The organism is Shewanella electrica (assembly GCF_022321485.1).
In the GTDB taxonomy this organism is placed as follows: Bacteria; Pseudomonadota; Gammaproteobacteria; order Enterobacterales; family Shewanellaceae; genus Shewanella; species Shewanella electrica.
Map to the genome: position 1 here is coordinate 1 of NZ_JAKOGG010000001.1, position 26565 is coordinate 26565.

At 49.9% G+C, this 26565-nt stretch carries 18 protein-coding genes; 10 read left to right on the forward strand and 8 right to left on the reverse strand.

Translation table 11 applies throughout. From position 1 onward, the window contains the following. Positions 1 to 387 precede the first annotated feature (387 nt). From L9G74_RS00005 to L9G74_RS00015, 3 genes are read right to left on the reverse strand one after another with little or no spacing between them, the layout of a single operon-like run. Positions 388 to 1512, reverse strand: a complete 1125-nt coding sequence (locus L9G74_RS00005; protein WP_238894043.1) for a lipocalin-like domain-containing protein — start codon at positions 1510 to 1512, stop codon at positions 388 to 390. Then, positions 1512 to 4049: an ABC transporter permease gene (locus L9G74_RS00010; RefSeq protein ID WP_238894045.1), complete on the reverse strand. Its 2538-nt coding sequence runs from the start codon at positions 4047 to 4049 to the stop codon at positions 1512 to 1514. Before L9G74_RS00010 ends, L9G74_RS00005 begins: the two co-directional genes overlap by 1 nt. Next, positions 4042 to 4722: an ABC transporter ATP-binding protein gene (locus L9G74_RS00015; protein ID WP_238894047.1), complete on the reverse strand. Its 681-nt coding sequence runs from the start codon at positions 4720 to 4722 to the stop codon at positions 4042 to 4044. Before L9G74_RS00015 ends, L9G74_RS00010 begins: the two co-directional genes overlap by 8 nt. 384 nt (positions 4723 to 5106) lie before the next feature. On the opposite strand from L9G74_RS00015, the gene L9G74_RS00020 reads away from it, so the two are divergent. Beyond that, the gene (locus L9G74_RS00020) at positions 5107 to 10362 is read left to right on the forward strand and encodes a response regulator (protein WP_238894049.1); all 5256 of its coding nucleotides are present in this window, start codon (positions 5107 to 5109) and stop codon (positions 10360 to 10362) included. A 21-nt stretch (positions 10363 to 10383) separates the two neighbouring features. Beyond that, entirely contained in the window at positions 10384 to 11433 is a 1050-nt protein-coding gene (locus tag L9G74_RS00025) for an HD domain-containing phosphohydrolase (RefSeq protein WP_238894052.1), read from the forward strand. 141 nt (positions 11434 to 11574) lie between these two features. On the opposite strand, the gene ygfZ is transcribed toward L9G74_RS00025, so the two are convergent. Further along, entirely contained in the window at positions 11575 to 12540 is a 966-nt protein-coding gene (ygfZ, locus tag L9G74_RS00030; RefSeq protein ID WP_238894055.1) for a tRNA-modifying protein YgfZ, read from the reverse strand. Positions 12541 to 12656: 116 nt separating this feature from the next. Beyond that, positions 12657 to 13886: a phosphoglycerate dehydrogenase gene (gene serA, locus L9G74_RS00035; RefSeq protein ID WP_238894058.1), complete on the reverse strand. Its 1230-nt coding sequence runs from the start codon at positions 13884 to 13886 to the stop codon at positions 12657 to 12659. Between the two features lie 156 nt (positions 13887 to 14042). On the opposite strand from serA, the gene L9G74_RS00040 reads away from it, so the two are divergent. The 5 genes from L9G74_RS00040 to L9G74_RS00060 all read left to right on the forward strand — a co-directional run bounded on the left by L9G74_RS00040 (position 14043) and on the right by L9G74_RS00060 (position 19482). Then, positions 14043 to 14663 (forward strand): DUF2238 domain-containing protein, encoded by a 621-nt coding sequence (locus tag L9G74_RS00040; RefSeq protein WP_500142650.1) that lies wholly within the window; start codon positions 14043 to 14045, stop codon positions 14661 to 14663. Between the two features lie 68 nt (positions 14664 to 14731). After that, positions 14732 to 15181 carry a PaaI family thioesterase gene (locus L9G74_RS00045; RefSeq protein WP_238894061.1) on the forward strand — a complete coding sequence of 150 codons (450 nt, stop codon included), beginning with the start codon at positions 14732 to 14734 and terminating at the stop codon, positions 15179 to 15181. A gap of 207 nt (positions 15182 to 15388) precedes the next feature. Beyond that, positions 15389 to 16021: a hypothetical protein gene (locus L9G74_RS00050; protein WP_238894064.1), complete on the forward strand. Its 633-nt coding sequence runs from the start codon at positions 15389 to 15391 to the stop codon at positions 16019 to 16021. Between the two features lie 324 nt (positions 16022 to 16345). After that, entirely contained in the window at positions 16346 to 16939 is a 594-nt protein-coding gene (locus tag L9G74_RS00055) for a 4Fe-4S dicluster domain-containing protein (RefSeq protein WP_238894067.1), read from the forward strand. A 2-nt stretch (positions 16940 to 16941) separates the two neighbouring features. Next, positions 16942 to 19482: a molybdopterin-containing oxidoreductase family protein gene (locus L9G74_RS00060; protein WP_238894070.1), complete on the forward strand. Its 2541-nt coding sequence runs from the start codon at positions 16942 to 16944 to the stop codon at positions 19480 to 19482. Positions 19483 to 19547: 65 nt separating this feature from the next. On the opposite strand, the gene L9G74_RS00065 is transcribed toward L9G74_RS00060, so the two are convergent. Then, a complete protein-coding gene (locus tag L9G74_RS00065) occupies positions 19548 to 20909 on the reverse strand; it encodes a serine hydrolase domain-containing protein (protein WP_238894072.1) in 1362 nt (453 codons plus the stop codon). Between the two features lie 201 nt (positions 20910 to 21110). Between L9G74_RS00065 and L9G74_RS00070 the strand changes: the two genes are divergently transcribed. The 3 genes from L9G74_RS00070 (at position 21111) to katB (ending at position 24135) form a co-directional block, all read left to right on the forward strand. Then, positions 21111 to 21500 carry an outer membrane beta-barrel protein gene (locus L9G74_RS00070; RefSeq protein WP_238894075.1) on the forward strand — a complete coding sequence of 130 codons (390 nt, stop codon included), beginning with the start codon at positions 21111 to 21113 and terminating at the stop codon, positions 21498 to 21500. Between the two features lie 406 nt (positions 21501 to 21906). Continuing rightward, entirely contained in the window at positions 21907 to 22356 is a 450-nt protein-coding gene (locus L9G74_RS00075) for a GNAT family N-acetyltransferase (protein WP_238894078.1), read from the forward strand. Between the two features lie 309 nt (positions 22357 to 22665). Beyond that, the gene (gene katB / locus L9G74_RS00080) at positions 22666 to 24135 is read left to right on the forward strand and encodes a catalase KatB (RefSeq protein ID WP_238894081.1); all 1470 of its coding nucleotides are present in this window, start codon (positions 22666 to 22668) and stop codon (positions 24133 to 24135) included. Between the two features lie 654 nt (positions 24136 to 24789). Here katB and L9G74_RS00085 read toward each other — a convergent pair. After that, positions 24790 to 25347: a hypothetical protein gene (locus tag L9G74_RS00085; RefSeq protein WP_238894084.1), complete on the reverse strand. Its 558-nt coding sequence runs from the start codon at positions 25345 to 25347 to the stop codon at positions 24790 to 24792. Positions 25348 to 25786: 439 nt separating this feature from the next. After that, positions 25787 to 26533, reverse strand: a complete 747-nt coding sequence (locus L9G74_RS00090) for a cyclodeaminase/cyclohydrolase family protein (protein WP_238894086.1) — start codon at positions 26531 to 26533, stop codon at positions 25787 to 25789. Between the last annotated feature and the right edge of the window lie 32 nt (positions 26534 to 26565).

Consider the following 26565-nt stretch of genomic DNA (forward strand, 5'->3'; position numbering starts at 1 on the left):
GAAGCCCACTTTTGTGTGTGGCTCCGAGACGTCGGACCGCCCCATGTGAGAGTAGGTCATCGCCAGACGCCTAATTAAGAAGAGGCCACCCAAGCGGGTGGCCTTTTTGCTTTTTAGATTTTAAACACTCAAGGCATTGACTCAATCTTTGGACTATTAGCTGTTTTAAGGCGTATTAGCCTTGGTGTTGACCCAACCGTTTCGCTAATTGTCATCGGTTTATTAGACTAATACACTCTTGTTCAGAATCGATAACGAGCAAGTCTTGCTTAAATTTAGCTTGGGCTGCTGATGTGTCGTGTAGTGATCCTTCATTAGCAGCGGCTAACTGAACGCCGAATAAATTGCGCTCCGCCGCCCGAAGCGTTCATTTAAACGCTTTCTGAATTAGTAGCCGGTTAGCTCCAAATAACCGCTGCCTTGCTGGCTACCGGTGACACGGATTGGTCCTTCCCAATAGCTGACTGACAGTGGCATGCGGGCATCGTTGTTGAGCGCTTCCACTTGTAACTCAAGTTGCTCACTCGGCAAATCGATCTGCCATGCCACCGGATAACGTTTATCGGCCAGTTTGTGCCACTTGCTAACCTTGAGTTGGATCTGCTCGGCGGCAATCCGTTGCTCGTGGCCATCGGGCCAAATGCGTTTGCCGCTGTAAAATGGTGCTTGGCCTTCGGTCGCTCGTAGCTGAAACAGCATCAGCGCCGAACCATCGGCTAAGCGTATGGCAAACCAGTCCCAACCTTGTTGCTGGCGTGTCAGAAACTCTGAACTCCATTCGCGATCGAGCCAAGCATCGCCACTCACATTCAGCCACTGACCATCACGTCGCACCTTGCCGCTGACATGGATAAACGGTTGTGAATAGTAATAAGAGGCGACTTTGCCGTCGGCGCTTTTGCGGCTGTAGCCGTTGTCACCTTGCAGCACCAAGGGGGCTTGGCTGCTGAGTTGCAGTTCGTACGCCAGCTCGGCATCGGTGACCTGCAAGCGTGCGGGAAGTAAACCATAGTTTGGATTGGCAGTATCAGCGCCATTATTGCTGGCTTGCCAACGCCAGTTATCATTCCACACGCTGAGCGGCATGCCGCTGACACCGGCAGGCGCGTTGTTAGCGTGAATATCGCGGCTCCAACGTTCGGCGGTTTGGTGGCTATCGCTAAAGGTGAGTGCCGCGTGGGTCATCCACAATTGATTGCTGGCCCAAGGCGAGGAATTGGTGGGTGCTTGGCTGTTAAGCGCGATACGAAATTGTGTCCATTGCAGCCCCAGCGGTTCGCCGCTATCGGTTGTCAGGTTGGCGGTGAGATACCACCACTCCTGCCGAAATTGGCGATGTGCTAAATGATCGGCGGGAAAATGCAACGCTTGATTGGGCAACACCTGCGCGTAGTCGCTGGCGCCACGCCCCATCAACTGCCCCATGGCAGGTGTTTGGCTGGGTTGCTCACAGCCAGTTAATAACAGCAGCGCCAGCAGTATGAGTAAATACTGAGCAAACCACGGCTTCATTACAACACCTCCTGTTGTAGCGAGGACACCAACGAGCGGCGGCTCTGCCAGTACAAAGGCAACAACACCGCCACAATACAGCACAGCAGCGATAGCAGCACCACACGACCATAAGCCACCCAATCCCATAACATCGGAATGGTCCAGCCGAAGGCTTGCAGCGTGACTTTATGAATCAATAAAAAGCCGAGCAGGGCGCCGAGCGGTAGGGCGATGATGCAGGTCAGCAGCACCACTAAACAGATCTGCAGCAGTAGCATCAACCACAATTGTTTTTGTGGTACACCCAGCGCGCGCAGCATCGCCAGCGGTGCTTGGCGCGATTGTGTCATCATCAATACGGCGCTGAATAAGCCGATAGCAGCGACCAACAAGGTTAAGGTATTTAGCACCAGCGTGATGCTAAAGGTTTTATTAAACATGGTGATAGCCGTGGTGCGGATCTTCTGTTGGCTGTAGATCTGCGCCGGATTGAGGTCAAACTGTTGCTGTAATTCTTGTGTCAATGCATCGACATTTGCCACTTGTCCAAAGGCAATACCCAGTGGTTTCGGCGGCAGTTGCAGTTGCTGCCAAGTGCGTTCACTGACCACCGCTTCACCTTTAGGGTTGCCATAGTCAAAGTAGATAGCTGCCACCGTGAATGAGTGTCGCTGCTGGCATTGGCTGTCGGCGCACAACGCTAACTTATCGCCTTGGCTTAGCTGGAGTTTGAGCGCTAATGGCTCGCTAATAAATAGGGCGTTGCCCGCCAACACTTGCTCAACGGCAGAGTGTTGTGCACTCGTACTGCTCGGTTGTTTGAACACCGTGGTTTCGGCAATCGACAGTGCATCGCGGCCGACCAAGTTGATGCCTAAGCCGCGTTCATCTTGTTTGGCATAGTAGCTGGCTTGCCATTGATAGAAGCGTGGCACATCAGGATGGTGTTGCTGCATATAATCGGCAATGGGGGCGACGCGATCTTCCCCCGGATGCAGATAGATATCGGCATGCAAGCGCACGTTGAGCCAACTGCGCAGGGTGTGATCAAAACTGCCGACTAAGCTATTCATGGCAATATTGGCACACAGCGCCAGCACTAATGCCATCATGGCTAAGCCGAGTGGTGCGATCAGCTCACGGCTTTCAGCCACGGCGTAACGCCATAAACCACTTTTGGCTAACGGCACCAACAAACCAAGGCACCATTGCAGCAACTGCGGCAACAATAGTGGAATGGCTAAGGTAAGTAACCCCAGTAGCCCTAAGCTTTGTTGATGTTGTTGGCTGAACGGGTAGGCCAGCGCCGCCAATACCAGCAATAGCAGCCCTAATTTGAACAGGCGTCGATGAATCACATGGTGTTGCATTGTTTGTAGATAACGTTTGCCGCCTTGTGCCAAACTGCCGTGGCTCAAACTACGGTATAACGGTACGCAAGCGAGCAGCGCTGCAATCAGTGTTAGTCCGGCACCTTGCGCCAGCCATTGCCAGCGCCATTGTCCAGGTAGCAAAGTGGCGCCGTAAAGTTGCTCTAAGGTCATCGCCACCATTGGTTGTAACCATTGGCTCAGTTGCAGTGCCAGTATGAAGCCGATGCCGGCGCCAACTATCACTAATAGCAGCAATTCTGCGAGTAAACTCAGCATGATGGCACGGCGACTAATGCCTTGCTGCATCAGTTGGATTAACAGCCGTTGCCGTTTCATCAGGCTATAGCGCACGCCGTTGTACGCGATAAACAGCCCCACTAAAAATGCCAGCAGTGCCATCGCATTTAAATTCAGGTGAAAACTGGCGGTGAGATCGGTCAGCGCTTGGCCGTGATCTTGTAGCGTGAGCAGCAGATCATCAATGGCAATACCGGCATTACTGAGTTGTTGCTTGAGCTGGTCTGGTTCACCATACAGCGCGATGTAACTGAGTTTATCGGGTTGTTGTAACAGTTGCTGCGCGATGCTGATATCGACAAACAACCGATGGCCTAGATTACTGCTATCGGGCAGGGCAATCGGCGTGAGCTGAGTGCCTGCTAGCGTCAAGCGCGGGGCTGTTTGCTGGGCAAAGCCCAAGGCTTGAAACTGGCTTTGGCTCATCAGAATAATCGGCTCACCAGCCAACAATTTAGCCAGCGGAATCGCCGTAAAATCAATATGGTTGGTGGCATCGGGTTGCTCCGTATTCCCTCCTAGCGCCGCCAGTGCCGCGACTACATCGCTACCGGTGATCTGCCACTCTTTGCCGTTGGCATCATCAATATCACCGCTGAGTACCGGCAATGCATGAATGCCTGCGCGGCGCATCGCAAAGTAACGTTGCTGGTCGATTTTGCCATTGCGGGTTTGACTAGAGAGCAGTGCGCTAGCCTGTTGCCCCAGCGCTTCGCCAGCATGTTGATAACTGTTGATGGCGTTGTCGTTAGTGGCTTTTACGCCCACGAGCAAGGTGACAGCGAGGATAATCCCCAGCAGAATCGCGCCCGCTTGCAACGGTGCATGGCGATAATGCGCCAAATAGACTCGCAGCGCCCGCCAGCTCAGTCGCCAATCATTCATGGATTTGGCCCTGCTCTAAATGCCAGCGCCGCGTCATATATTGAGCGGCGGTGTCGCTGTGGGTCACCATCAAAATCGCAGTGCCTGCATCGGCCGCCAGTTTCACTAATAGCTGCATCACCTCTTCACCAGCAACGGCATCTAAGTTGCCTGTCGGCTCATCGGCCAGCAGTAACGCCGGTTGATGTGCTAACGCGCGGGCAATGGCTACCCGCTGCTGTTGCCCGCCAGATAACTGCTCCACCGCCCGATTTTGCAGTGCTTCAATGCCCAGTTTTTCTAGCAGATAGTCACACCAATCATTCCAACCTCGACCGAGTAAACTCAAAGGAAACAGAATGTTGTCGCGCACATTCAGCGGCGTTAGCAAGTTGAACTGTTGAAACACCACCCCGAGCGATTGGCGGCGAAATTGACTCCATTCGCTATCGCCCCAGGTTTGCGTGCTTTGTCCGAGTAGTTGCAGTTGTCCGTCATCCGCGTATTCAAAACCGCCAATAATATTGAGTAGCGTGCTTTTACCACTACCACTGGGGCCGGTGAGCGCCACCGTTTCACTGGTGTGAATACTGAGATTAAGCTGATGTAAAACTTGATGATATTGGCCACCATCAGCAAAGCCTTTACTGACGTGTTGCAGATTGACAATGGTCGAAGGCTGCGAATGTTGCATGAAAATCCTTGGGCGAAATCCCTGAGGCAGACAGTGTTTGTTAGCTTAGCAAAATTTTTGTCAGCCGCGGTGACTTATCGTTTTTAGCGTAAACCTTATTTTGTTGCATTTAGCTTGGCGCGTTGACGCAGTTTTGCGGGCACGGTTGGGTGTCTAAAATGTTGCGGTGCACAAAAAATAAACATCAATGGGCAACCGGGTTTATCGTAGCTAACTGATTGTTTGGGTTTGTGTATTGGCTCAACACTTTCGTAATAAAAATAACCAACGGTTTTGAAAAAAATGTGTATATTGAGTCCTTAAACTAATGTTGTGTATTTGTATCGAATTTTGTTAATTTGTGTTTTGGGCCCTTTGTCGCTAAGCATTAAAAGAGAGTGACTCATGCGAGATATTGCCTCGTTTCAAAGTTTCCGCCGCCGAATCCTGTCACAGCTGGCAATGCCGTTGATCGTGGTGATGACTGTTATCTACTGCATCGCGGGTTGGTTTAACTATCAAAGCAAGCAACAACACTTCTTCAGCCAACTGCATGAGCAAGCCAAAGATGGCGCTGAGCGCCTACAAGCGCAGATGCAGCAGGCCCAATCCAATACACAAATGTTGGCATACTCGTTAAGTTTTCAAGATTGGCCGCAGCAGCCATTACCCAGTTATCTGTTTAGCATTTTGACTGATCGCGTGGCAGGTAATAACGCGCTATTTGGCAGCGCTATCGCCTTTAAAACCGGTGTGTTTCAACAAGGGGCTCGGTTTGCTCCCTATGCCTATCGGCATGACAACAGCATTGCCACCTTAGATATCGCTCAAGAAGGCTACGACTACAGCAGCGGCGATTGGGAGTGGTGGACTGAGGCATTAAAGCGGCCTAAAGGATATTGGAGCGCCCCCTATTTTGATGAAGGTGCTGGCAACGCTTTGATGGTGAGTTTCTCGCAGCCGTTTGGCCCAGCGGATAATTTTTATGGTGTGGTGACCGCCGATATCGCCTTGTCATCATTGCCCGCGCAACTTGGCGTTGCTGCATCGCAGTTATTGGTGGTGGACCATCGCGGTTTGTTGATCTCGGCGCCAGGATACGATAGTCGACAACCGATGCAACTGGTGCAGTGGTTAGCCCTCAAAGATGGTAAAGCGAAAACCTCGGAAGTGATGGCTACCGATGGGCAAGAGATCGAGCTAACGGGTGCCAATGGCGTGAATTATTTTGCCAGCGTGGTGGAAGTTAATCCGTTGCATTGGCGCGTGGTGGTCTTAACACCGGAACAGCAACTGTGGCAGGCGTTTATTTGGGATTTCTCACTGCAAACACTGGGCTTGCTGTTGTTTGTCGGCTTGTTAGTGCTTGCTAGCTATTACACCGCTCGGCGCCTGACCAAGCCGTTGGAGCAACTGGAACAAGGTATTAACAGTTTTAGCCACGGCGGCGTCGAGCGCTTGCTGGCACCTGCCGGTGGTGTACGTGAAATCGCCTTGTTGGCGCATAGTTTTAATGAAATGGCGCAGACGTTACAGCAACGTGAGCAAGCCTTGCTGGACTCACGCGGTAACCGCTTTGCGCAGCTAATTGATGGCATGGGCGATAAGTCGTTTTATTGCTCGATGAATAATGCTGGGCAATTGACTCATGTCAGTGATGGCGTGGAGAAAGTGCTGGGCGTGGCGCCCGAATTGGTCAAGCGTAAATATCAACGGCTGTTTTCCGGTAACCCCATCAATGAACAAAACTGGTTATTGATGGAGCGCGCGTTTCGCGGTGAAACTGTGCCACCGCATCAAGTGGAGATGCAAGGCGCGGACGGGGCACTGCATCGCTTAGATGTGTTCATGCAGCCATTTGTTGATGAGCAGCAAGAGGTGATATCGGTGGAGATGCTCTTTAGCGATATCACCGAGCAATTCTCGGCTGCGACATGGGCCAACGCCGTGTTAGAGGCTGCTCCAGAGGCGATGCTCATTGTCGAAGACACTGGCGCCTTAGTATTCAGCAACAGCCGTTGTCAGAGTTTGCTGGGCTATTCTGCTGAGCAGTTGCTTGGTATGAGCATTGAAGATCTGCTGCCGCAACAGTTTCGTGCCGCCCATGTGCCACTGCGGCAGGGCTTTTTTAACCATGGGCAAAGCCGTGGCATGGGCTTAGGTAAAACCTTTCCGGTACTGTGTGCCGATGGCCGAGAGTTTCAGGCGCAAATTGGCTTGAGTAAACTCCCCGCCGATCTCAAAGGCCGCCAGCAAATTGCGGCATCCATCCATGATATGACCGAGCAGTTGGCGGCAGAAAAACAGATAAGAGAAAGTGAATCGCGTTTTCGCAGCTTGGCCACCAATGTGCCAGTGGCGATTTTCCGCGTCTATCTTCGTGACGACTGGCCGCTGGAGTTTATCAGTGACAATATCGCCGATATCACGGGGTATCCCACCGCCTACTTCTTTGACAACCGCAAAACCGCTTACGCCGATATCGTATTGCCCGAAGATCTGCCGAAGCGGGTGAAAGTCATTGAGGACGGTATTGCGCAACACGTCTCGGTGGAGGTGGAATACCGCATCCGTCATCGAGATGGTTCCATCCGCTGGGTCAGTGAGCGGGCGAAAGCGAGTTACGATGAGGATGACAACCCACTGTATTTTGATGGCAGCTTGAACGACATCACTGAGATCAAGTTAACCAACGAGCGTTTGTATCAATCGCGTAAGCAGCTGGAAAACATCACGGAATCGATTCCTTGTACTGTGTTCCAATTGCTGGTGGATGCTGATGACAAGCGCACCATGAACTTCATTTCCAACTCCTCAATTTCCACGCTCGGCCTGCACCGTGATGAAATTATCGGCCTCAACAATGTGATGTCGCCGCGCATTCATCCGGAAGATCGCCAACAAGTGGTGAACTTTCTCAGTGGTAAGCAAGGAATGCAATGGAGTGCGACATTTCGCTACTTGCACCCGAGCGGACAGTATCGCTGGTTGGAAGCTGGTGCGCGGGGCACCGACACAGCCGAAGGGATTTTGTGGAACGGTTACATGATGGATGTCAGCGATCGTAAGCAGATGGAAAACGAGTTGGCTCAAAGCGAAGCACACTTCCGCGCCCTGTTTGACTGTGCTGGCATGGGCATTGTTAATCTTGATGCCTCAGGTGTCATCATCGATTGTAACGACTTTTTCGGTAACGCTTTGGGAACCGATGCCCAAGTGTTAAAACACCGTTTATTCATTGACTTATTGCAAGACGAACAGGCGGCAGCCGCCGAGTTATTAGCTGGGGTTGCGTCGGGCAAGCAGCAGGGCTTTAGTGCCGAATGGGCGCTTAAAGTGGCTGATGGTCGGCCAAAATGGATGGCGGTTAACGCCACTGTGCGAGGTGAGGGCGATAACTTATCCATCGTGATGACTATGGCCGATGTATCGGCCTTAAAAGAGTTGTCACAGGCGCTGTTAGTGGCGCGCGATCAAGCCGATGCCGCCAGCCGAGCCAAGAGTGATTTCTTAGCCAATATGTCGCACGAAATCCGCACGCCGATGAACGCCATTATCGGCTTATCGCAGCTGTGTCTGCAAACTAAGCTCGCCCCTAAACAGCAGGATTATTTAGAAAAGATTGAGCGGTCATCACAATCACTGCTAGGGATTTTGAACGACATTCTCGACTTCTCCAAAATCGAAGCAGGCAAGCTCGATATTGAAACTGTGCCGTTCCAATTGGATAACCTGCTGGAAGATCTGGCGGATATGTTCTCGTTGCGCGCCGCCGATAAACAGCTGGAGTTGCTGTTCTCCGTCGCCGCCAGTGTGCCCGGTGCGCTGATTGGTGATCCGCTGCGTTTGTACCAAGTGCTGGTTAACTTGATGGGCAACGCGCTCAAATTTACCGAGCAGGGCGAGGTGATGTTATCGATCACCGAACTGTCGCGTAACGGGCAAGAGATTGAGCTGAAATTTGCCGTCAAAGATACCGGTATTGGCCTGACGCAAGAGCAGCAACAAAAGCTGTTTCAGTCGTTCTCGCAAGCTGATAGCACCACCACGCGTCGCTATGGCGGCACTGGTTTGGGGCTGGCTATTTCCAAACAGTTGTCGCAGTTAATGGGCGGTGAGATCGGTGTCGAAAGCCTCTATGGGCATGGCAGTACCTTCTACTTCACCGCCAAATTACACATTGCCGACAACACCCAACTTAAAGTCGCGCAAGAGTTAGAGGGCATGCCGGTGCTGGTGGTCGACGACAACGCCACCGCTCGCTCCATTCTAAAATCTACCCTGACCAGCATGGGCTTTACTGTTGATACCGCCCGCAGCGGTCACGAAGCGATAGATAAATATCAGCAGCAACACTATGGCTTAGCGCTGATTGATTGGATGATGCCAGAAATGGATGGCATTGAAACCGCCAAACAGCTCAAAGCGCTGGAAGATAATCCACTGATTATCATGATTTCCGCCCATGCCAGCCACGAGTTACTGGAGCAAGTCAGTCACTCTGGCATTAACGGCTATGTTGCCAAACCTGCCAGCGCCTCGCAGTTGCTCGATGCCATTATGGCAGCACTCGGCCGCAGCGGTGTTGTGCATATTCGCCGAACATCGCCCACCGCTGATCTACCGTTACAACAACTGCGGGGTAAGCGCATTTTGCTGGTGGAAGATAACCAGATGAACCAAGAGGTGGCCTCGGAGTTTATTCGCATCGCCGGTATGCAGCTCAGCATTGCCAATAACGGCCAAGAGGCGATTGACATGTTGCAGCAACAACCATTTGATTTAGTGTTAATGGACTGCCAAATGCCAATTATGGACGGTTACCAAGCCACACAAGCATTGCGCCAGCTACCACAATTTACTGAACTACCGATAGTGGCTATGACGGCCAACGCCATGTCTGGCGACCGAGATCGCTGCATAGCCGCGGGCATGAATGATCACCTCGCGAAACCGATAGAGGTTAAGCTGCTCTATCAAACCTTACTGCGTTACCTCGGCGATAACGATAGTCTCAGTGATGAACCGCTGGACGAAACGCGGCCGCTGCATTCACATCAACTGGTGAGTTGGCCAGTATCGGAAGAGATCGATGTTGACCGTGGCTTGCAGCTAGTGCAAGGTTCGAAACGGCTATATCAACGAATATTAGAACGCTTTGCCGCCGGGCAGCATGATGTGGTGCAGCAGGTGCGGTTAGCACTAGCAGAACAACGTCAGCAAGATGCGCAGCGAATGTTACACACCTTAAAAGGGTTAGCGGGCAACTTAGCTAACACCGCATTGGCGCAGCAAGCACAGCAGCTAGAGCAACAAATAGCGGCGCAACAACCGCTGACAGACGTCCAGTTGGCTGCGCTAGAACAACGTATTAATACCATTGTTAGTGCAATATCTTGCTGGCAGCAAGGTACGGTCTCCAACAATAATAACCTGAGCGCTATGCTCAGTGATGGTGGCGTTGTAGCACAGTTACAGCAACTGCAACGGCTGCTGGAGGATGCTGACCCCACAGCGATTGCTGTGTTGCAACAGCTTATGGAGCAAGGTGATGAGGTGTTACAGCAACAACTCAAACCGCTAGCAAGCATGGTCGGCGCTTATCGTTTCGATGAAGCGAGCTTAGTGATTGAGTCCCTACTTGAAGGGCTGACAGCGTAAAACAGATGTAGGTGGATACCAATGGAACAAGCGACAGTGTTAGTTGTTGATGATACTGCTGAAAACATCGATATCTTGGTGGGCATTCTCGCGCCGCATTACAAGGTCAAAGTCGCTATTGATGGCTATAAAGCACTGCAACTTGCTAAACGTTCGCCGCCCGACATTATTTTGTTGGATGTGATGATGCCGGGCATCAGCGGCTACGAAGTTTGTCGTCAGTTAAAGCAAGATCCGGTGACGCAGGCGATTCCGGTGATTTTTATTACCGCCATGTCGCAAGAGGCGGACGAACAGCAAGGCTTTGAACTCGGTGCGGTCGATTACATCTCTAAACCGATCAGCGCCGCTATCGTTAAGGCTCGGGTGCGCGGTCAGTTGAATTTGTACGACCAACAACGTCACCTTGAGCAGCAAGTCAAAGCCCGCACCTTAGAGTTAGAACAGACCCGTTTTGAGATCATCAAACGCCTTGGCCGCGCCGCCGAATACCGCGATAACGAAACCGGCACCCATGTAATCCGCATGAGCCATTATGCGCGTTTGCTGGCAGAAGAACTCGGCTTACCCGCCTCATTTTGTGACACCATTTTTAACGCCTCGCCGATGCACGATGTCGGCAAGATTGGTACCCCAGACGCCATTTTACGCAAACCCGGTAAACTCGATCCCGACGAGTGGGCCATTATGCAGCAGCATGTGCAGATTGGTGCTGAAATCATCGGCGATCATCCCGATCCTTTGCTGCAAATGTCACGCAGAATTGCCTTACATCATCATGAACGTTGGGACGGTACTGGTTATCCCGCCGGTTTAAGTGGTGAGGATATTCCGCTAGAAGCGCGCATTGCCGCATTGGCAGATGTGTTTGATGCATTGACCTCTGAACGGCCATACAAACGGGCGTGGACGGTGGAAGAGGCTGTAGATTTACTGCAAAAAGAGCGCGGCAAACACTTTGAACCACGCTTAGTCGATGCCTTCTTACGCATCTTGCCGCAGGTAGAAAAGATTCGACTCGAATACGCCGATGACCCAGAAGAATGGGCGCATTTGCAGGAGAGAAGTTAAGAGCTACGAGTTGCGAGTTTCGAGTTAAAGCAAAAGCGGCTCGCAGCTTTGCTTGTCATCTTCCGCTCGATACTCATAACTCGCAGCTTTGCTTGTAATCTTTCGCTCGAAACTCGAAACTCGAAACTCGAAACTCGAAACTCAGCTATATTCTTCCAAACTATACGGCAACGGTTGCACGGTCAGTTCGCTGCTGTCATCGCCTGCGACGCGCAGTTTGGCGCCGACTTCGGTGTCGTTTGGCAGTACTGCGGTCAGCAATACCAACTCCCCTTGTTGCGCCACTTCGATAATGGCACCTACGGGGCGAAAGCCGTCGTCTAAGGCAATTTCTAACTGGCTATCTAAGGTGATTGTTGCAGCGCTATGGCCTTTAATCACATACAGGGCGCGCTTGTTGCCGCCACGGTATTTCATGCGTGCCACGGTTTCTTGGCCCATGTAACAGCCTTTAGTAAAGCTGATACCGCCTACCGCTTGCAGGTTACACATCTGCGGCACAAATTGGCCTTGATGTGCCGCTGGCACGTTAGGGTAGCCCGCTTGAATTTCTAACGCGCGCCACGCCAGTGCATCATACTGCTGCACGTCGGCAAACAGGCTGGCTGCTGCCGCCGTTGCCAGCACCACAATAAAGCGTTCACCATCTTGCAGAATCACGCCGTTGTCTAACTGTGATACCGCTGCGCTGGCATCAAACTGACTGACGTTATCCGCTAACCATTGGCTTGCTTGGCTGCCCGCCACGCCATAGATTGCAAAATCGCTGCTAGCGTCGGTCAGTTCCGCCTTGCTAAACACGGCATACTTTTTAAATTCTGGCAGATCTAGCGCCAAGGTATCTTTAGGCAGCAACATCATCAGGGTATCGCCCTGCATAAATACTCTCGCGGCGGACCACATCTTACCGCGGGCGTCACAGTGGGCGCTCCAACGCCAATCATTGGCACCAAGACCGGTAATATCAGCGGTCACTTGGCCGTGCACAAAGGTGCGGTTTTGCTCGCCGGTAACAGCGATTAATCCCAGATGGGTGAGAGGGGAAACCAGTAACTCAGGAGTTCCAGCATCTAAGGCCCAATCGGGCGCGATAACAGAGTTGCCCATAACAAATGTCCTGCAAAAAGTTGCCATGTTAGTGGGGCGATTGTAACGGATCTCCGCCAAATAAACAGGGCGCCACTATGGACGCCCTGAAAAATTCGCATACAACAATGAAGAGATTAGTACAACAAGCGGGTACGAATCGTGCCTTCAATCGCCTTCAGCTGTTCAAACGCTTCTGAGGCTTGGTCGGTGTTCACTTCCATCACCACGTAACCAATTTCTGGCGTGGTTTGCAGGAACTGCGACGCAATGTTGATGCCTTTTTCAGAAAACGCTTGGTTAATCTTGATCAGAATACCTGGGCGGTTGTGGTGAATGTGCAGCAAACGCGAGGTTTCGTGGTATTGCGGCAGCGATACTTCAGGGAAGTTAACAGCAGATACCGTTGAACCGTTGTCTGAGTATTTTGCTAGTTTACCTGCCACTTCAATGCCGATGTTTTCTTGGGCTTCTTCGGTGCTACCACCCACGTGTGGGGTCAGAATCACATTGTCCAAACCGCGCAGTGGGCTTTGGAATTCATCGTCGTTTGATTTTGGTTCAACCGGGAATACGTCCACCGCTGCGCCAGCCACTTTGCCAGCTTTAATCGCTTCCGCCAGCGCGTCGATATCGACCACTGTACCGCGTGAGGCATTGATGACAAAGGCGCCATGTTTCAGGGCTTCCAACTCGGCCGCCGCAAACATATTTTGCGTTGATGGCGTTTCTGGTACATGCAAACTCACAACGTCAGCTTGGGCTAACATCTCAGGCAGTGAACGAATTTGTTGCGCGTTACCCAGCGGCAGTTTGTCTTCAATATCGTAAAACACTACGCGCATGCCCAGCGTTTCCGCCAGAATGCCCAGTTGAGTACCGATATGACCATAGCCAATGATACCGAGGGTTTTACCGCGGACTTCAAAACTGCCCTTGGCACTTTTCAGCCAACCACCACGGTGAGCTGAAGCACTACGTTGGGGGATACCACGCATCAGCATAATAATTTCGCCCAACACCAACTCAGCTACAGAGCGAGTGTTAGAGAATGGTGCGTTAAATACTGGCACACCTAAGCGCTCAGCGGCTTTAAGATCCACTTGGTTAGTACCAATACAGAAGCAGCCAACGCCGACCAGTTTTTCTGCGTGCTTGAGCACGTCTTCAGTCAGTTGCGAACGGGAACGTAGCCCGACAAAGTGTGCATCTTTGATGGCGTTAATCAAATCGTCACCCGACAGTGCACCTTTGTGATAATCGATGTTGGTGTAACCAGCACGCTGTAATGTATCTACAGCTGATTGGTGGACGCCTTCCAACAGCAGGAACTTGATTTTGTCCTTGTCCAGCGAGTGTTTCGCCATGATTTCGATACCCCTTAACGATAGTTTGATGCGTGATGTGTTAAGCTCCCCCTCAACACTCGGCTCAAATTAGCACCTTTTTCCTTCGCTGTGGAGGGCTAGATGGCTAAAGTGTTTATTTTAGTTCTAGAACAATGACGATCTGGGAGTAGAAAATTGAAAAAAACCGCCCTTTGGCTTGTAGTTTATGCAATGGTGTTGCTGTGGTCGCTATACCAACCTCATGATATTTTTACTTGGTGGATGGAAGCCTTACCCAGCTTAATTGCCTTACCACTGCTCGGGTGGTTTTACTGGAAACATCGACCAACCACCATGATCTCTGTGTTGGTGTTAGTGCACTGCTGTGTACTGTTTGTCGGCGCTAAATACACCTATGCCGAAGTGCCGCTGTTCGATTGGATTAGCGTGCTATTTGATTGGCAACGCAACAACTACGATAAGCTGGGCCATTTTGCCCAAGGCTTTATTCCCGCCATGTTGTGCCGTGAAATATTACTGCGTAATAACGTGCTAAAACCTAGCGGTTGGTGCGGCTTTCTGTGTGTCTGTTTCGCGCTGGCACTATCTGCCTTTTACGAACTCATCGAATGGTGGGTGGCGGTGGCGACCGGTGATAACGCCGAAGCGTTTCTTGGCACACAAGGTTATGTGTGGGATACCCAATCAGATATGTTGTTCGCCTTGATTGGCTCGATCTGCGCCATGTTACTGCTCAGCCGTTGGCACAATCGCCAATTAGCCGCGCTAACGCTAACAAACAAGGCTTCCGCCTAAAGGCTATTGGGCGAGAATGTCGTCAGCGCGTACACTGTGTTGGGTTCGATTAATAAGGAATAACTAAAATGAGTATCTGGTTTCGTGAAGTGACCTTGGAAGACTGCGCACGTCTGGATAAAGGCCTTGGCGGCAAGGGCAGTTTGATGCAAACCATGGGCATCAAAGTCACCGAAATTGGCGAGGATTATTTGGTCGCCACCATGCCGGCCACGCCAGCCATCCATAACCCGATCGGCATGGTGCACGGCGGTGCTAACGTGGTGCTAGCTGAAACCATCGCCAGCTATGCCGCCAACTTCGCCGTCGACTTTGAGCAGTATTACTGTGTCGGCCAAGAGATTAACGCCAACCACATCAAAGCCGCCCGCAGCGGTGAACTTAAAGCCATCACCAAACCGATTCACCTCGGCCGCCGCACCTCAGTGTGGGAGATCAAAATCTACAACAGCGCCGATGAACTCACCTGCATCTCACGCATGACAGCGGCAGTCGTCAAACGGCCTGATGCGAAATAATTGCTGCTATTTCATTAAAGCCCTTATTGTTCATGTAAGGGCTTTTTTACATAAAGTTTCATGATATTCATTTTTCAAATGTTCCGGTTACGCACATATTTTGTTTTCGCAATAAGTAAAATGTGATGTCATAATTGTTTTATGATTTTTAAATTTTGAGTTCAGCTATGGCTTTCAGGAATTTTTATAACTAAAGAGATATTGATTATGAGAGTTATTTTTATAATTTTATGTTTATTTTTCTTGAGTAATGGCTATTGTGATGAATCTGCAAACTTGGCAGAACTAAACTCTAAATTACTATCGAAAAACGCCTTCGGTAAAGATGGTATTTACTTTGAAGTAAAAATTAAAAATGTTTCTGACAAAAATTTGTGCATCATTGGTTGGCCGATTGTAGCTCGAAGTAGTTATATATTGAATGAGTTGCATACAAAAAGGTATGTTATTGAGAATTATAAGGATGTTACCTATCTTGGTGTGCAAGGATCTCGCCTTGATGAAGAAAATCATAGAGTTACTATTTTACCACCATCTAGCGAGTTAAAATATTCTGAAAACATTATGGATAGTTATAAGTTTAATAAAGATGGTGAGTATAAAATAATTTTTTACTCTATGTACTTTGATTGTGGCTATCTGTCTAATCCCGATTTAAGTGTTGCACTTTTATCTAACTCTCTTACACGATTCGCTGCAGGTGACTACTATCATGGCAAAGGATTTGACTGGTTTTTGAAAGGTCGAGATGCTAATAAAAAAAATATTCTTTCAAAAGTAAATCTTGCAGTTTCACACGCAAAATTTACGGTGCCTTTAATCGGTGAAAAAAGTGAGTAAGTTACCAACCAATGTAACGATATTTGCGGAAGAAATCGTTGTGGATAAGAGTGCAGAAATGCTGTGATGCCATACATAATATGAATCGGTCAACTCTATAATTAAAAATCATTATCAATTGCGCGGTTAATAAAGTGGCATACGCCAACAGTGAGTGTGATCTTGTTCAAGTTATTGTGGTTTGCTTGTTTAGAAACCGCGCAAGTTTGCATTTAATACGCTCCGCACCAATCAGTTCGCCACGTGTTGGCCTACGCTTACGAAAGCTGGGTCCGACTGGGATGTTGTGCAGTTATTTAAACATCTCTGTTAGGACTCGAATCTATGTCGTACCGAATGATCGTCGACACCAATCGTTGTGTCGGTTGCCATGCATGCTCAGTGGCGTGTAAGCAAGAGTTTCAAGCCCCGCTCGGCCATTTTCGTCAGATGACGATGTACCGTGACGTTGGCACCTTTCCTAAAGTTAAGCGCGAATTTTTGCCCATCTCTTGCCGTCATTGCGAACATCCAGATTGTATGGTCGCTTGCAGCAACAAGGCGATCTATAAGGTAGACGGCACAGTACAAATTGATGAAAGCCGTTGCGATGGTTGTGGTCACTGCATCACTGCCTGCTCAATTGGCGCGGTTTACGTTAACCCTCATACCCAAAAAGCGGAAAAATGCACCCTGTGTTTGCACCGTTTGAAGGTTGGCCAGCAACCCGCTTGTGCCTCAACCTGTGTTGCTGATGCCATCACCATTATTCAAGATGGCGAACCGATCCCTAGCGAGGCTCACGGCATTAAAAACCGTGCCTCAGATACGCCACGTAGCCGCCATATCGGCGTGTCACAAGCGATGATCGACAAGTTGCAAGACGGCAAACCGTTCGATCCACATCTGTATGAAATCGACCAATGGGGTGAGGTGTAAGCATGGAACGTCGTGAGTTTATTAAAAAATTTGCCGCTACTGTAGCGATGATGCAGTTGGGTGATGTGATCTCTTTGATGCCGAATGCCATCGCTGCGGAAGCACCAACAGCGGCGCTGAGCCGTGACCGTTTGGCCGACAGCATTGCCGATGTACTGCGAGTGCCGAGTGTGTGCCTTAACTGCTCTAACGTTTGCGGTATGGACGTGTTGGTTAAAGACAACCAAATCCTCGGCGTTGAGGGCAGCAAAACTGACCCGAACCCGCAAGGCAAGCTGTGTGCTAAAGCCCACGGTGGCGTGTCGGCGGTGAACTACCCAGAACGTATTGTGTACCCGCTGAAACGTGTCGGTGAACGTGGCTCAGGCCTGTGGCAGCGTATCACCATGGAAGAAGCCTATGAGATGATTGCTGCGCGCATCAAACCAGCGATTGCTGCTGGTCATCCAGAGCGGGTGGTGTTCCACGGTGGCCGTAACAAGATCAGTGATATTGTCGGCCGCTTTATGAATGCGGTTGGCTCGCCAGTGATCTTGAATCACCGCGCGTTATGTTCCTCAAACAAACGTGCCGCTAACTTGACCTCGATTGGCGACAACGATTGGGAAACCGTAGACGCCGAGCGTTGCCGTTATTTCCTTAACTTCGGCTCTAACTTCCTTGAAGCGCACCAAGGTGGCTTCCCGCTGATGCGTCGTTATGTCAGAGCCAAAGCGGCGGGCGCCAAGATGGTCACCTTTGACGTACGCCTATCGAACACCGCCGGCCGCAGTGATGAATGGCATGCGCCGTTCCCGGCCTCAGAAGGCGCTGTAGCGTTGGCGATGGCGCACGTTATCGTCAATGAAAACTTGTACGACGCCGCGTTTATCAATGATTGGATGAACGTGACGTTGGCGGAAATCAAAACCTTCCTCGCACCGTATACGCCGAAGTTTGCCGAAGAGGCCTCAGGCATCGCCGCCACTGACATTACCCGTCTAGCTCGCGAATTTGCTGCTGCGGCACCAGCATGTGTGGCGTTTACTAACCGCGGCACCCAAGGTCACCAAAACGGTTTTAACAACGAGCGGGCGGTGGTATTGCTGAACGCGCTGGTGGGTAGCGTCGGCGCCGAAGGTGGCTATGCCTATGGCGGTTCACAAAGCATTAAGGGCAATAACTTCCCTGAGCCTGCGCCTATTCCGCCTAAGCCAACATTCAGCACCGATCTGGAAGATCCTAAGCAATATCCCATCTCCAACCACTGGGCCAAAATGAAGGTGAGTGAGTTGGTGTTTGATAAGTTGCTCAAAGGTGAGCACCAAGTCGATTGCTACCTGTCATACACCATCGCCGCACCGCAAAACTGGCCCGAAGGCCCCCAAGTCGCGGTAGCTGCGTTGAAAGATGAGCAGAAAATTAAGTTCCACGCCTGCTCGGATGTGGTCTATTCCGAGATGGCGCACTACGCTGATTTGATTCTGCCAGATGCAACTTACTTTGAACGTTACACTATCGATGCGCGTAACGCTTACGATCTGCAGCCGTACATGGTGTTGCGCCAACCGGCAGTACAACCGCCGTTTGATTGCGAAAACTTTGCCGATACGCTGATCAACATCGCTAAGCGTTTAGGGCCCGATATCGCTAAGTATTTCGAGTTTGCCTCTTATGAAGAGTTTGTCGCCTACCGCCTCAACTCATTGCCAGTGCGTGATGGTTTGAACGGCTTTGATTACATGAAAAAACATGGCGCCTTGGTGTGGGATAAACCGAAGAACTATCGCCCATTTGATAAAACGCTGAGTGCTGAGCAACTGGCAGGCACCACGGTTGAGAATGGCGTGATCTACAAAGAAAGCAAAGGCAAGAAAGCCGCCATTGGCGTGATGCAAAACGGCGTGGCTAAACAGGGCTTTAAAACGCCATCGCGCAAGTTTGAAGTGCACTCGCCATACGTGGCAGCAATGGCGAAACAGCTGGGTAAACAAGATGATGGTTGGCCGCACTTTGCCTTCCCTGAGTCGATGACCAAGCGCAAGGCTGACCAATTGGTGCTGACCACCTTTAAGTGGAACGTGCACACCCAAGGCCGTACGGCACCACAGAAATATCTGACCGAAATTGTGCACGACAATCCGGCTTGGATTAACAGCAAAACCGCCAAACGCTTGGGCGTAAAAACGGGTGACTTTGTTGAGCTGACCTCGTATCGCCCAGTGACTGACTACCAAGTGCATAATCCAAGCGAGGTGGTTGGTAAGCTAAAAGTAAAAGTGGTAGTAACCGAAGGTATTCACCCAGACGTGATCGCGCTCAGTAACTCGATGGGCATGAACTACGGCGGCCGCATTACCGAAGGTCGCAATGGTCAACCGGCTGCTGTACCAGCGTTCGGTAACGCGGAAGATGCAGACATGGTTAGCCAAATTTGGTGGGACAAACAACGTGGTGGGGCTGGTAACGGCTTTAACCCGAACAGCTTGATCCCGATTAACCCATCACCGCTGGTGGGTAACCAATCGTGGAACGATACCATCTGTGACGTGGTAAAAGTGTAATTACGACCGAGTTGAAAAATTGGAAAGGGAGCTGCGGCTCCCTTTTTGCTGCTGGTGATAAGCGGTTATTTCGCTGTATCAAACAGTTTATAAACCTGCTTGACCACCTGCGGATACAGATCTTCGCGCTGATATTGGTTGATGTAATACAACACCACCAGTTGATTTTGCGGGTCGACCAAATACCCTGTGCCCATCATGCCTCCCCAGCCGTAGGCCGAGTTTGAAACCGCGGCGGTTGGCTGTTGCTTTTGAAACAACTCAAAACCCAAACCAAAGCGAAACTTGTCGTCAGGGTCGCTATCGTCGCTTGGTAAACGGTTAACGGTGGTCATCAACGCCACGGTTTCGGGTTTAAGAATACGCACGCCGTTCAGTTCACCGTTATTGAGCATCATCTGCAAAAACTTGGCGTAATCCTCAATCGGGCCGTTGAGGCCAATGGCCCCTTCGGCATAAGTCTGTTCAGCACTGACAGCACCACGGCGATACAGGTTGGGTTCGGCGACGATGTTGCCATCAATACTGCTGTAAGCATTAACGAAGCGGCTCAGTTTGTCGGCTGAATAAAACCATGCGGTATCATGCATCCCCAGCGGCTCAAGCACATGTTCAGTCACGTACTGTTGCAACGTTTGGCCGCTAATGCGCTCAATCAAATACGCCAACATATTGGTGCTGCTGTGGTAATGCCACTCGCTGCCGGGATCAAACCCCAGCGGCCAGCGTGCCAGCTCTTGCATCTCGTCTTTGAGGTAAGGGCGCTGATAATTGTCGCTGTGGCTGCGTTGGCCAGCGGGATAGGTAGTCACGGGTTTGCCATCCCACACCAAGGTGGGCAGATCGGTTTGTTCAGCATCGCCCCAACGCAGTTTGGGCACTTGACCAGCGTTAAACCCAGCGGTGTGCGACAGCAGATGCACAAAGGTCATCGGCGTTTTTACTGGGCGAGTTTGATAGCTACCATCGGCATTGATGTTGCTCAGTACGGTGGTAGGAATGTCCGAAAAGTATTGACTCACCGGCTCATTAATATCCACCAAACCCTGCTCAACCAGCGTCATAAACGCTACTGAGATAATCGCCTTGGTTTGCGAAAACAGCACGTAGTAATCATCGGTGGCTACCGGTACTTGCTTAGAAACATCCTTCCAGCCAAAGGCTTTCTCATACACAATCTGACCATCTTTGGCGACTAAGGTGACCACGTTTGCCAGTTTTCGCTGGTCGATATAGGACTGTAATAATTGATCTAATCGCTGCGCTTCAGCGGCATTGATGGTGTTGGCAGTTGGCTTTATCACTGGCGTTGTCACCGGTGTTGCCGCAACACTGAGCCAGCTACAGCTACTCAGTAACAGCGGCACAAACAGTTTGTGCAGTACGTGACGGCGTGGCAGCGCGAACAGCAGAGTAGGCGTTGGCATGGCGGTATTCCTAAGCGTGCAAATCAGAGTGAATGCTATTTATATGATAATTAACTTGGCGAATACAGCCCACAATGCAGATTACTGTGGTTGGCTCACATGTAGTTATTGTCAGCATGGCCGCTATTTATTGTGCAACTTTTACGCTAAGGTTGTTGTTTGCGGCTGTCGCTGCTCGCCAGTAAGTCGTCGGAGACTCAGATGAAACCGATATTTGTGGTGGCGTTACTCATGACAAGTTCGGCCGCGATGGCTGATGATCATCCTTACTTCACCGTAACCAGTGGTTACAGTAGTAGCGAAACACATCATGGTATTGAGGTTGCACCTTACTTTGAGGTGGGTGTTGGTGGCGGTTATCAATTTGATGTTAATGAAGATTGGCGCCAGTCGGTTGAGCTGGGTATCAAAACTTCACAACGGACATTTAAAGGTTTCGGCGATAGCCAAGTGAACACCCTGTATGCCAATACTGAGCTGGAATACCAAGGGTTATCGGATAACGTAAAACCCTTTGTCAGCTTGGCGTTGGAACACAATCATCCAACAGATGATGATGTGAACAGCTTTAACAATATTAGGGGCTGTTGATCTTTAGTGTTTAATTTTTGTTCAAATCAAACGCATTATGAACGAGGCGCGGCCTGCGACGCTTAGTCAACTAAGCAAGCTGGAGGCAACAAAGTTCAGGAGGCGTTTAAATGAACCCTTCGGGCAGCGACAGAGCGCAATTTATTCAGCGTTAGGTGGTGTTTGTGGAGAATAACTACACAGCACATCACCTGCCTTGCCTAAATCACGCTCTGTCAGCTGCAAAAACAACCAACAAAGATAAACAGCCCCTAAGACATTGGCTGGATTGAACTTCTATCCGCTGGCTGACATGAAGTTCTCGTTTGCGGTGGGCACTTCAAGCAATCACTGACTGCCCGTTCTTTTTAGATAAACCATTTAGGCCCCCTTTATGGGGGTTTTTGTGCTGTTAAAGGAGTACAACATGTTGATTCGTCCATTGACGGATACAGATTTGGCCGCCGTGAGTGCGCTGTGCATTAGCGCATTTGAGCATTCGGTGGCTGCAACAGTGACGCCCGAAGGCATCGCAACGTTTAACGCGATTGCCACTAGCGAGGCGTTGGCGGAGCGGCGGCAGCAAGATAACGTGATACTGGTGGCAGAACAGCAAGGTGAGCTGCTCGGTATGATTGAACTGAAAGCGGGCCACCACCTCAGCATGTTGTTTGTGGCGCCAACGCAGCAGCATCATGGCGTTGGTCGTCAGTTGCTGCAAGCCGTGTTAGCGCATGCGCGCGCGCAAACCATTACCGTTAAATCCTCGTTACCAGCGGTCGGAGCCTATGAGCGTTACGGCTTTAAGGCCACAGGCGCTATCGCGGAGTCTGCTGGGCTCACGTATCAACCGATGTTACTCACACTCACGCCTTAAGCATCATTCCTGCGCGCCACCTTGGCTGATGACGCATCCGCCACATTGTCGAGCACAAACCGCCGCGCGGTTGTTATGGCAGATGGGTAACTACCGGTTGTTGCCCACCTTGCCATCGTCTTTGGCGAAATTCTTAATATAAAAAACAAATCATCATAATCATATTTAATCGATTTATTTGTTTCTGTCGTTTCTCTACTATTCATCTCAAGCAACGGCCACAGACTCAATAGGAGCTACTCATGGCCACAATCGTTGATTTAATTGAACTTTGGTTAACACCACCCGCAGCACTTGAGGAACATAACGATGAATAACAACTACATTACCAGCCAAAACGGTGCCCCAGTGGCCGATGACCAAAACTCTGTGACCGCCGGTGCGCGCGGCCCGGTGTTACTGCAAGATTTCCATCTGATTGAAAAGTTAGCACATTTCAACCGTGAACGAATTCCTGAGCGCGTCGTGCACGCCAAAGGCACCGGCGTTTACGGCACCTTTACCGTGACCAACGATTTAAGCCAATACACCATTGCCGACCATTTCCAAGGCGTAGGCAAACAAACTGAAGTGTTTGTGCGTTTCTCTACCGTGGGCGGCGAAATGGGCTCAGCCGATGCCGAGCGCGATCCACGCGGCTTTGGCGTGCGTTTCTATACTGCCCGTGGCAACCACGATATCGTGGGCAACAACACGCCAACCTTCTTCTTGCGTGATGGCATCAAGTTCCCAGACTTCATCCACACCCAAAAACGTAACCCGATGACCAACTTAAAAGATCCACAAGCGATGTGGGACTTTTGGTCACTGAACCCAGAAGCGCTGCATCAAGTGACCATTTTGATGTCTGATCGCGGCATTCCGGCCAACTATCGCCAAATGCACGGCTATGGCTCGCATACCTTCTCGTTCTGGAACGCCAAAGGCGAACGTTACTGGGTGAAATTCCACTTCCGTTGCCAGCAACCGATTGCCAACCTGACCGAAGAGCAAGCGGCGAAAGTGAAGGGCATCGACCCAGACCACGCTCAGCGCGATATTGTCGCGGCGATTACTGATGGCAATTTCCCACGCTGGCAGTTGTGTGTGCAGATCATGCCGGAAGCTGACGCCGAGAAATATCACGTCAATCCGTTTGATTTAACTAAGGTGTGGTCACATAAAGATTACCCGTTGATTGAAGTGGGCATGATGGAGCTGAACCGCTTGCCGCAAAACTACTTTGCCGAAGTGGAGCAGGTGGCATTAGCACCAAGTAACTTAGTGCCAGGTGTTGGTGCCTCACCCGATAAAATGCTGCAAGCGCGCTTGTTTGCCTATGCTGACGCCCAGCGTTACCGCATCGGTGCCAACTACAACCAGTTGCCAGTGAACTGCCCGCATGCCACGCAGGCTAACCATCACCAACGTGCTGGCGCAATGGCAGGTACGCAGTGCCCGTATCATCAAAGCCAAACCGGCGGCGATGCAGCAGCGAACTATGGGCCAAACTCGGTCGAAACAGGCTTGCAGGACGCTAGCCAATTTAAAGAACCGCCGTTGCGTATCGATGGTGATGCGGACCGCTACAGCCGCTTCGACCAAGATGACTTTACTCAAGCAGGGGATTTGTATCGCATCTTCTCGGAAGAAGAGAAACAACGTTTGGCCGACACCATTGCGGGGACGCTGAGCCAAGCAAGCCATGATGTGCAACAGAAGATGATCTGTCATTTCAGTCGCGCTGATGCAGATTATGGTGCTCGGGTGATGGCTGCTTTGGCGGCATTAACCAAGTGATTTGATGCGCCGATTCGCGCAAACTGAATTTTGATTGGAAAGCCCAACGGAAGTTGGGCTTTTTTGCATCTGGCGATGCAAGATAGGCTGCGCCTATGCAACCTGCGGTTGCGATAGATTGATGGCTTGCAGCCATTGCAAACTACGTTTGCGAACGTCGTGGAACTGCTCGTTCCACACCAGAGGACAAGGGGACTGGACGGCCTCGTCCCCTTGTCAAACCCCATGCCGCCCCACGGCGCAAAACGCTACGGCGCTTCTGGTTTGCCATTTTCGCAAATCGCTCTGATTCGCGGTCCCTCGCTCACCATCGCTTCTCGGCGTCCATGCCTCGATTGCTCAATGTCTGCCCAACGCACCTGCGCTGCGCCAAGGGGAATGGGTGTAGTCTGAAAGTTCAGTGATTAGCTGATCTCGATTTGGTGGTTTTTCCAATTTTCTGGAGGGTACCAATTGGCGTAAAACGATCAAAAGTTGGTGTTTTTTTGCGAACAAAGAACTATGTAGTGTGATGTAATAATTACATAATAAAATCATATGGTTAATCTTTTGTTGGCGTAGAGCGGTTGCTGCACTTGATAAAACAACAACCAACCTCCAAAAAATCCCATATGTAGTCAAAGCTTGCGAGTTCCAACTCGGCAGTAGGTTTAGTTAGAGGGACCTATGATTTATTTCGGTAAGCATATCCTTTACAACTCGGGTAATTTCAAACGTTGATGCCAGTGCGGCAGAAACAGCAGTGCTGAAGTGTTCTGGATTTTGGGGTGAATTATCTTCAATTGGGAGTACAGATGATTTGATAGAATCAGACTCATCAAGTAAACCAAGGATAGATAAGTGGGTTGCAATGTGCATTGCATAGATATTATCTAAACTAGTTATATGATTATAACTGTGCTCAAAGCTACCTACATTTTCACAACGAGAAAACTGTTCACTTATACTTACGATCAACTTCTGCCTCTGAAGTAAAAGATCTAACACCTTCTCCACTCGTGCCAATTTAATTGGAATCGTCCAATTTTTGTATGTTCGATAAGCAATTGCCAATGCAATAATTGTTGCTATCCCAGCAATGACAACCACTATGTCAACAAATGCTTGATAGAGGGCTGTTTCACCAGAAATCACCTGCCAGATAGCCATTGACATCCAAAAACACGTAACAGCTATCACCCCAAGCGCAAACCACTTAAACTGTTTCATCATTAAACCAATACCAATTCAGTCCGTCTTAACCAAAACAGGAACGTCTTGCGGCTATCGAACCCAGCAAGCGCCCAATTCCCTCTGCAAAAATACTGTGCGCGAATAGTTCTACGGCAATCGGTGCTCAGTCCTTCTACTTTGATGTCATAACGTAGCACGTGCGCAGGCGGTTGAATATCCCTGTTATTCACGCTAACCGTTTGGATTAGCGGCTCTTTTAACTTATCGTAGGCACTTCGGTTAGTGTAGCCTTTTTTGTATTCATGCCGCAGTCATCATTTAGCCTAGGTGCGCAGCTTTCCCATGGTTTACTGGTTCATTTGTGCTGAGAAATCACGGTGTAATCCTGTAGTGACGCAGAATTTTGAACGCTACCAATACTTTGCTCTGGGAAATATAGATATTGTCAGATAATTGCTTGAATTCTCACACAAAGTGGTCATGACATATTTAGTCTAGGCTCGCTAGGTGGGTGAGACGTGGTATTTAATTCTAGTTGAATCGAGTCAATGGATTCTGCACCAATTGATGTTACACATGTGAATGCTTTCACTTGCAAATTTTCAAGTCTCGTCTGGATACTTTGAACTCGTGCAAGATTCTCTGCTGCATACTTTCGACGCTTAAGAGTTTTGAGATTTAGATTTGTTATAAAAATGCATGACATTATTCCTGACATCGCCGCACTTATTGAAACACCTGAATCTCCTCGGACTGCATGCCAACCATGTTCAAAAATATTGATACCATACTCCATTAACGCAAACGATATATCAGCTACTTCAAAAGTGTAATTTGTAGCTACTTCAAGTAGTTCTAGAGACTCTCTCGACAATCTAGATTTTTCACTAGGGTCATTTGCGCGATCTCTCCGGATCCTTAAATCAACAACTTTCTCAAAATCGCGTGCATCTAGCTCAAAAAGCTCTCTTAGTCGTGGCTCGAAGTTTTCTTTGATTTTTGATGTTATAAATTCAAACTCCTTATGATATCTCTCACATCCGGCCTTTTCTAAACTGATATCGCAGACGGTTAAGATCATTTTGGCCGAAAGAATGCTTAGTAATGCTGCTGCGCTCCCTGAGCCAGGTGATGCTTTCCCTGCGCCAAAGTCATCCAATAATTGAGTTGTAGATCTATCTAATATTAGGTCACTAGTTAGTCCTGAAATTTCGTCTTGCTTCAACTTTTAAATCCTCATCCAGAGAAAAAGCCTTT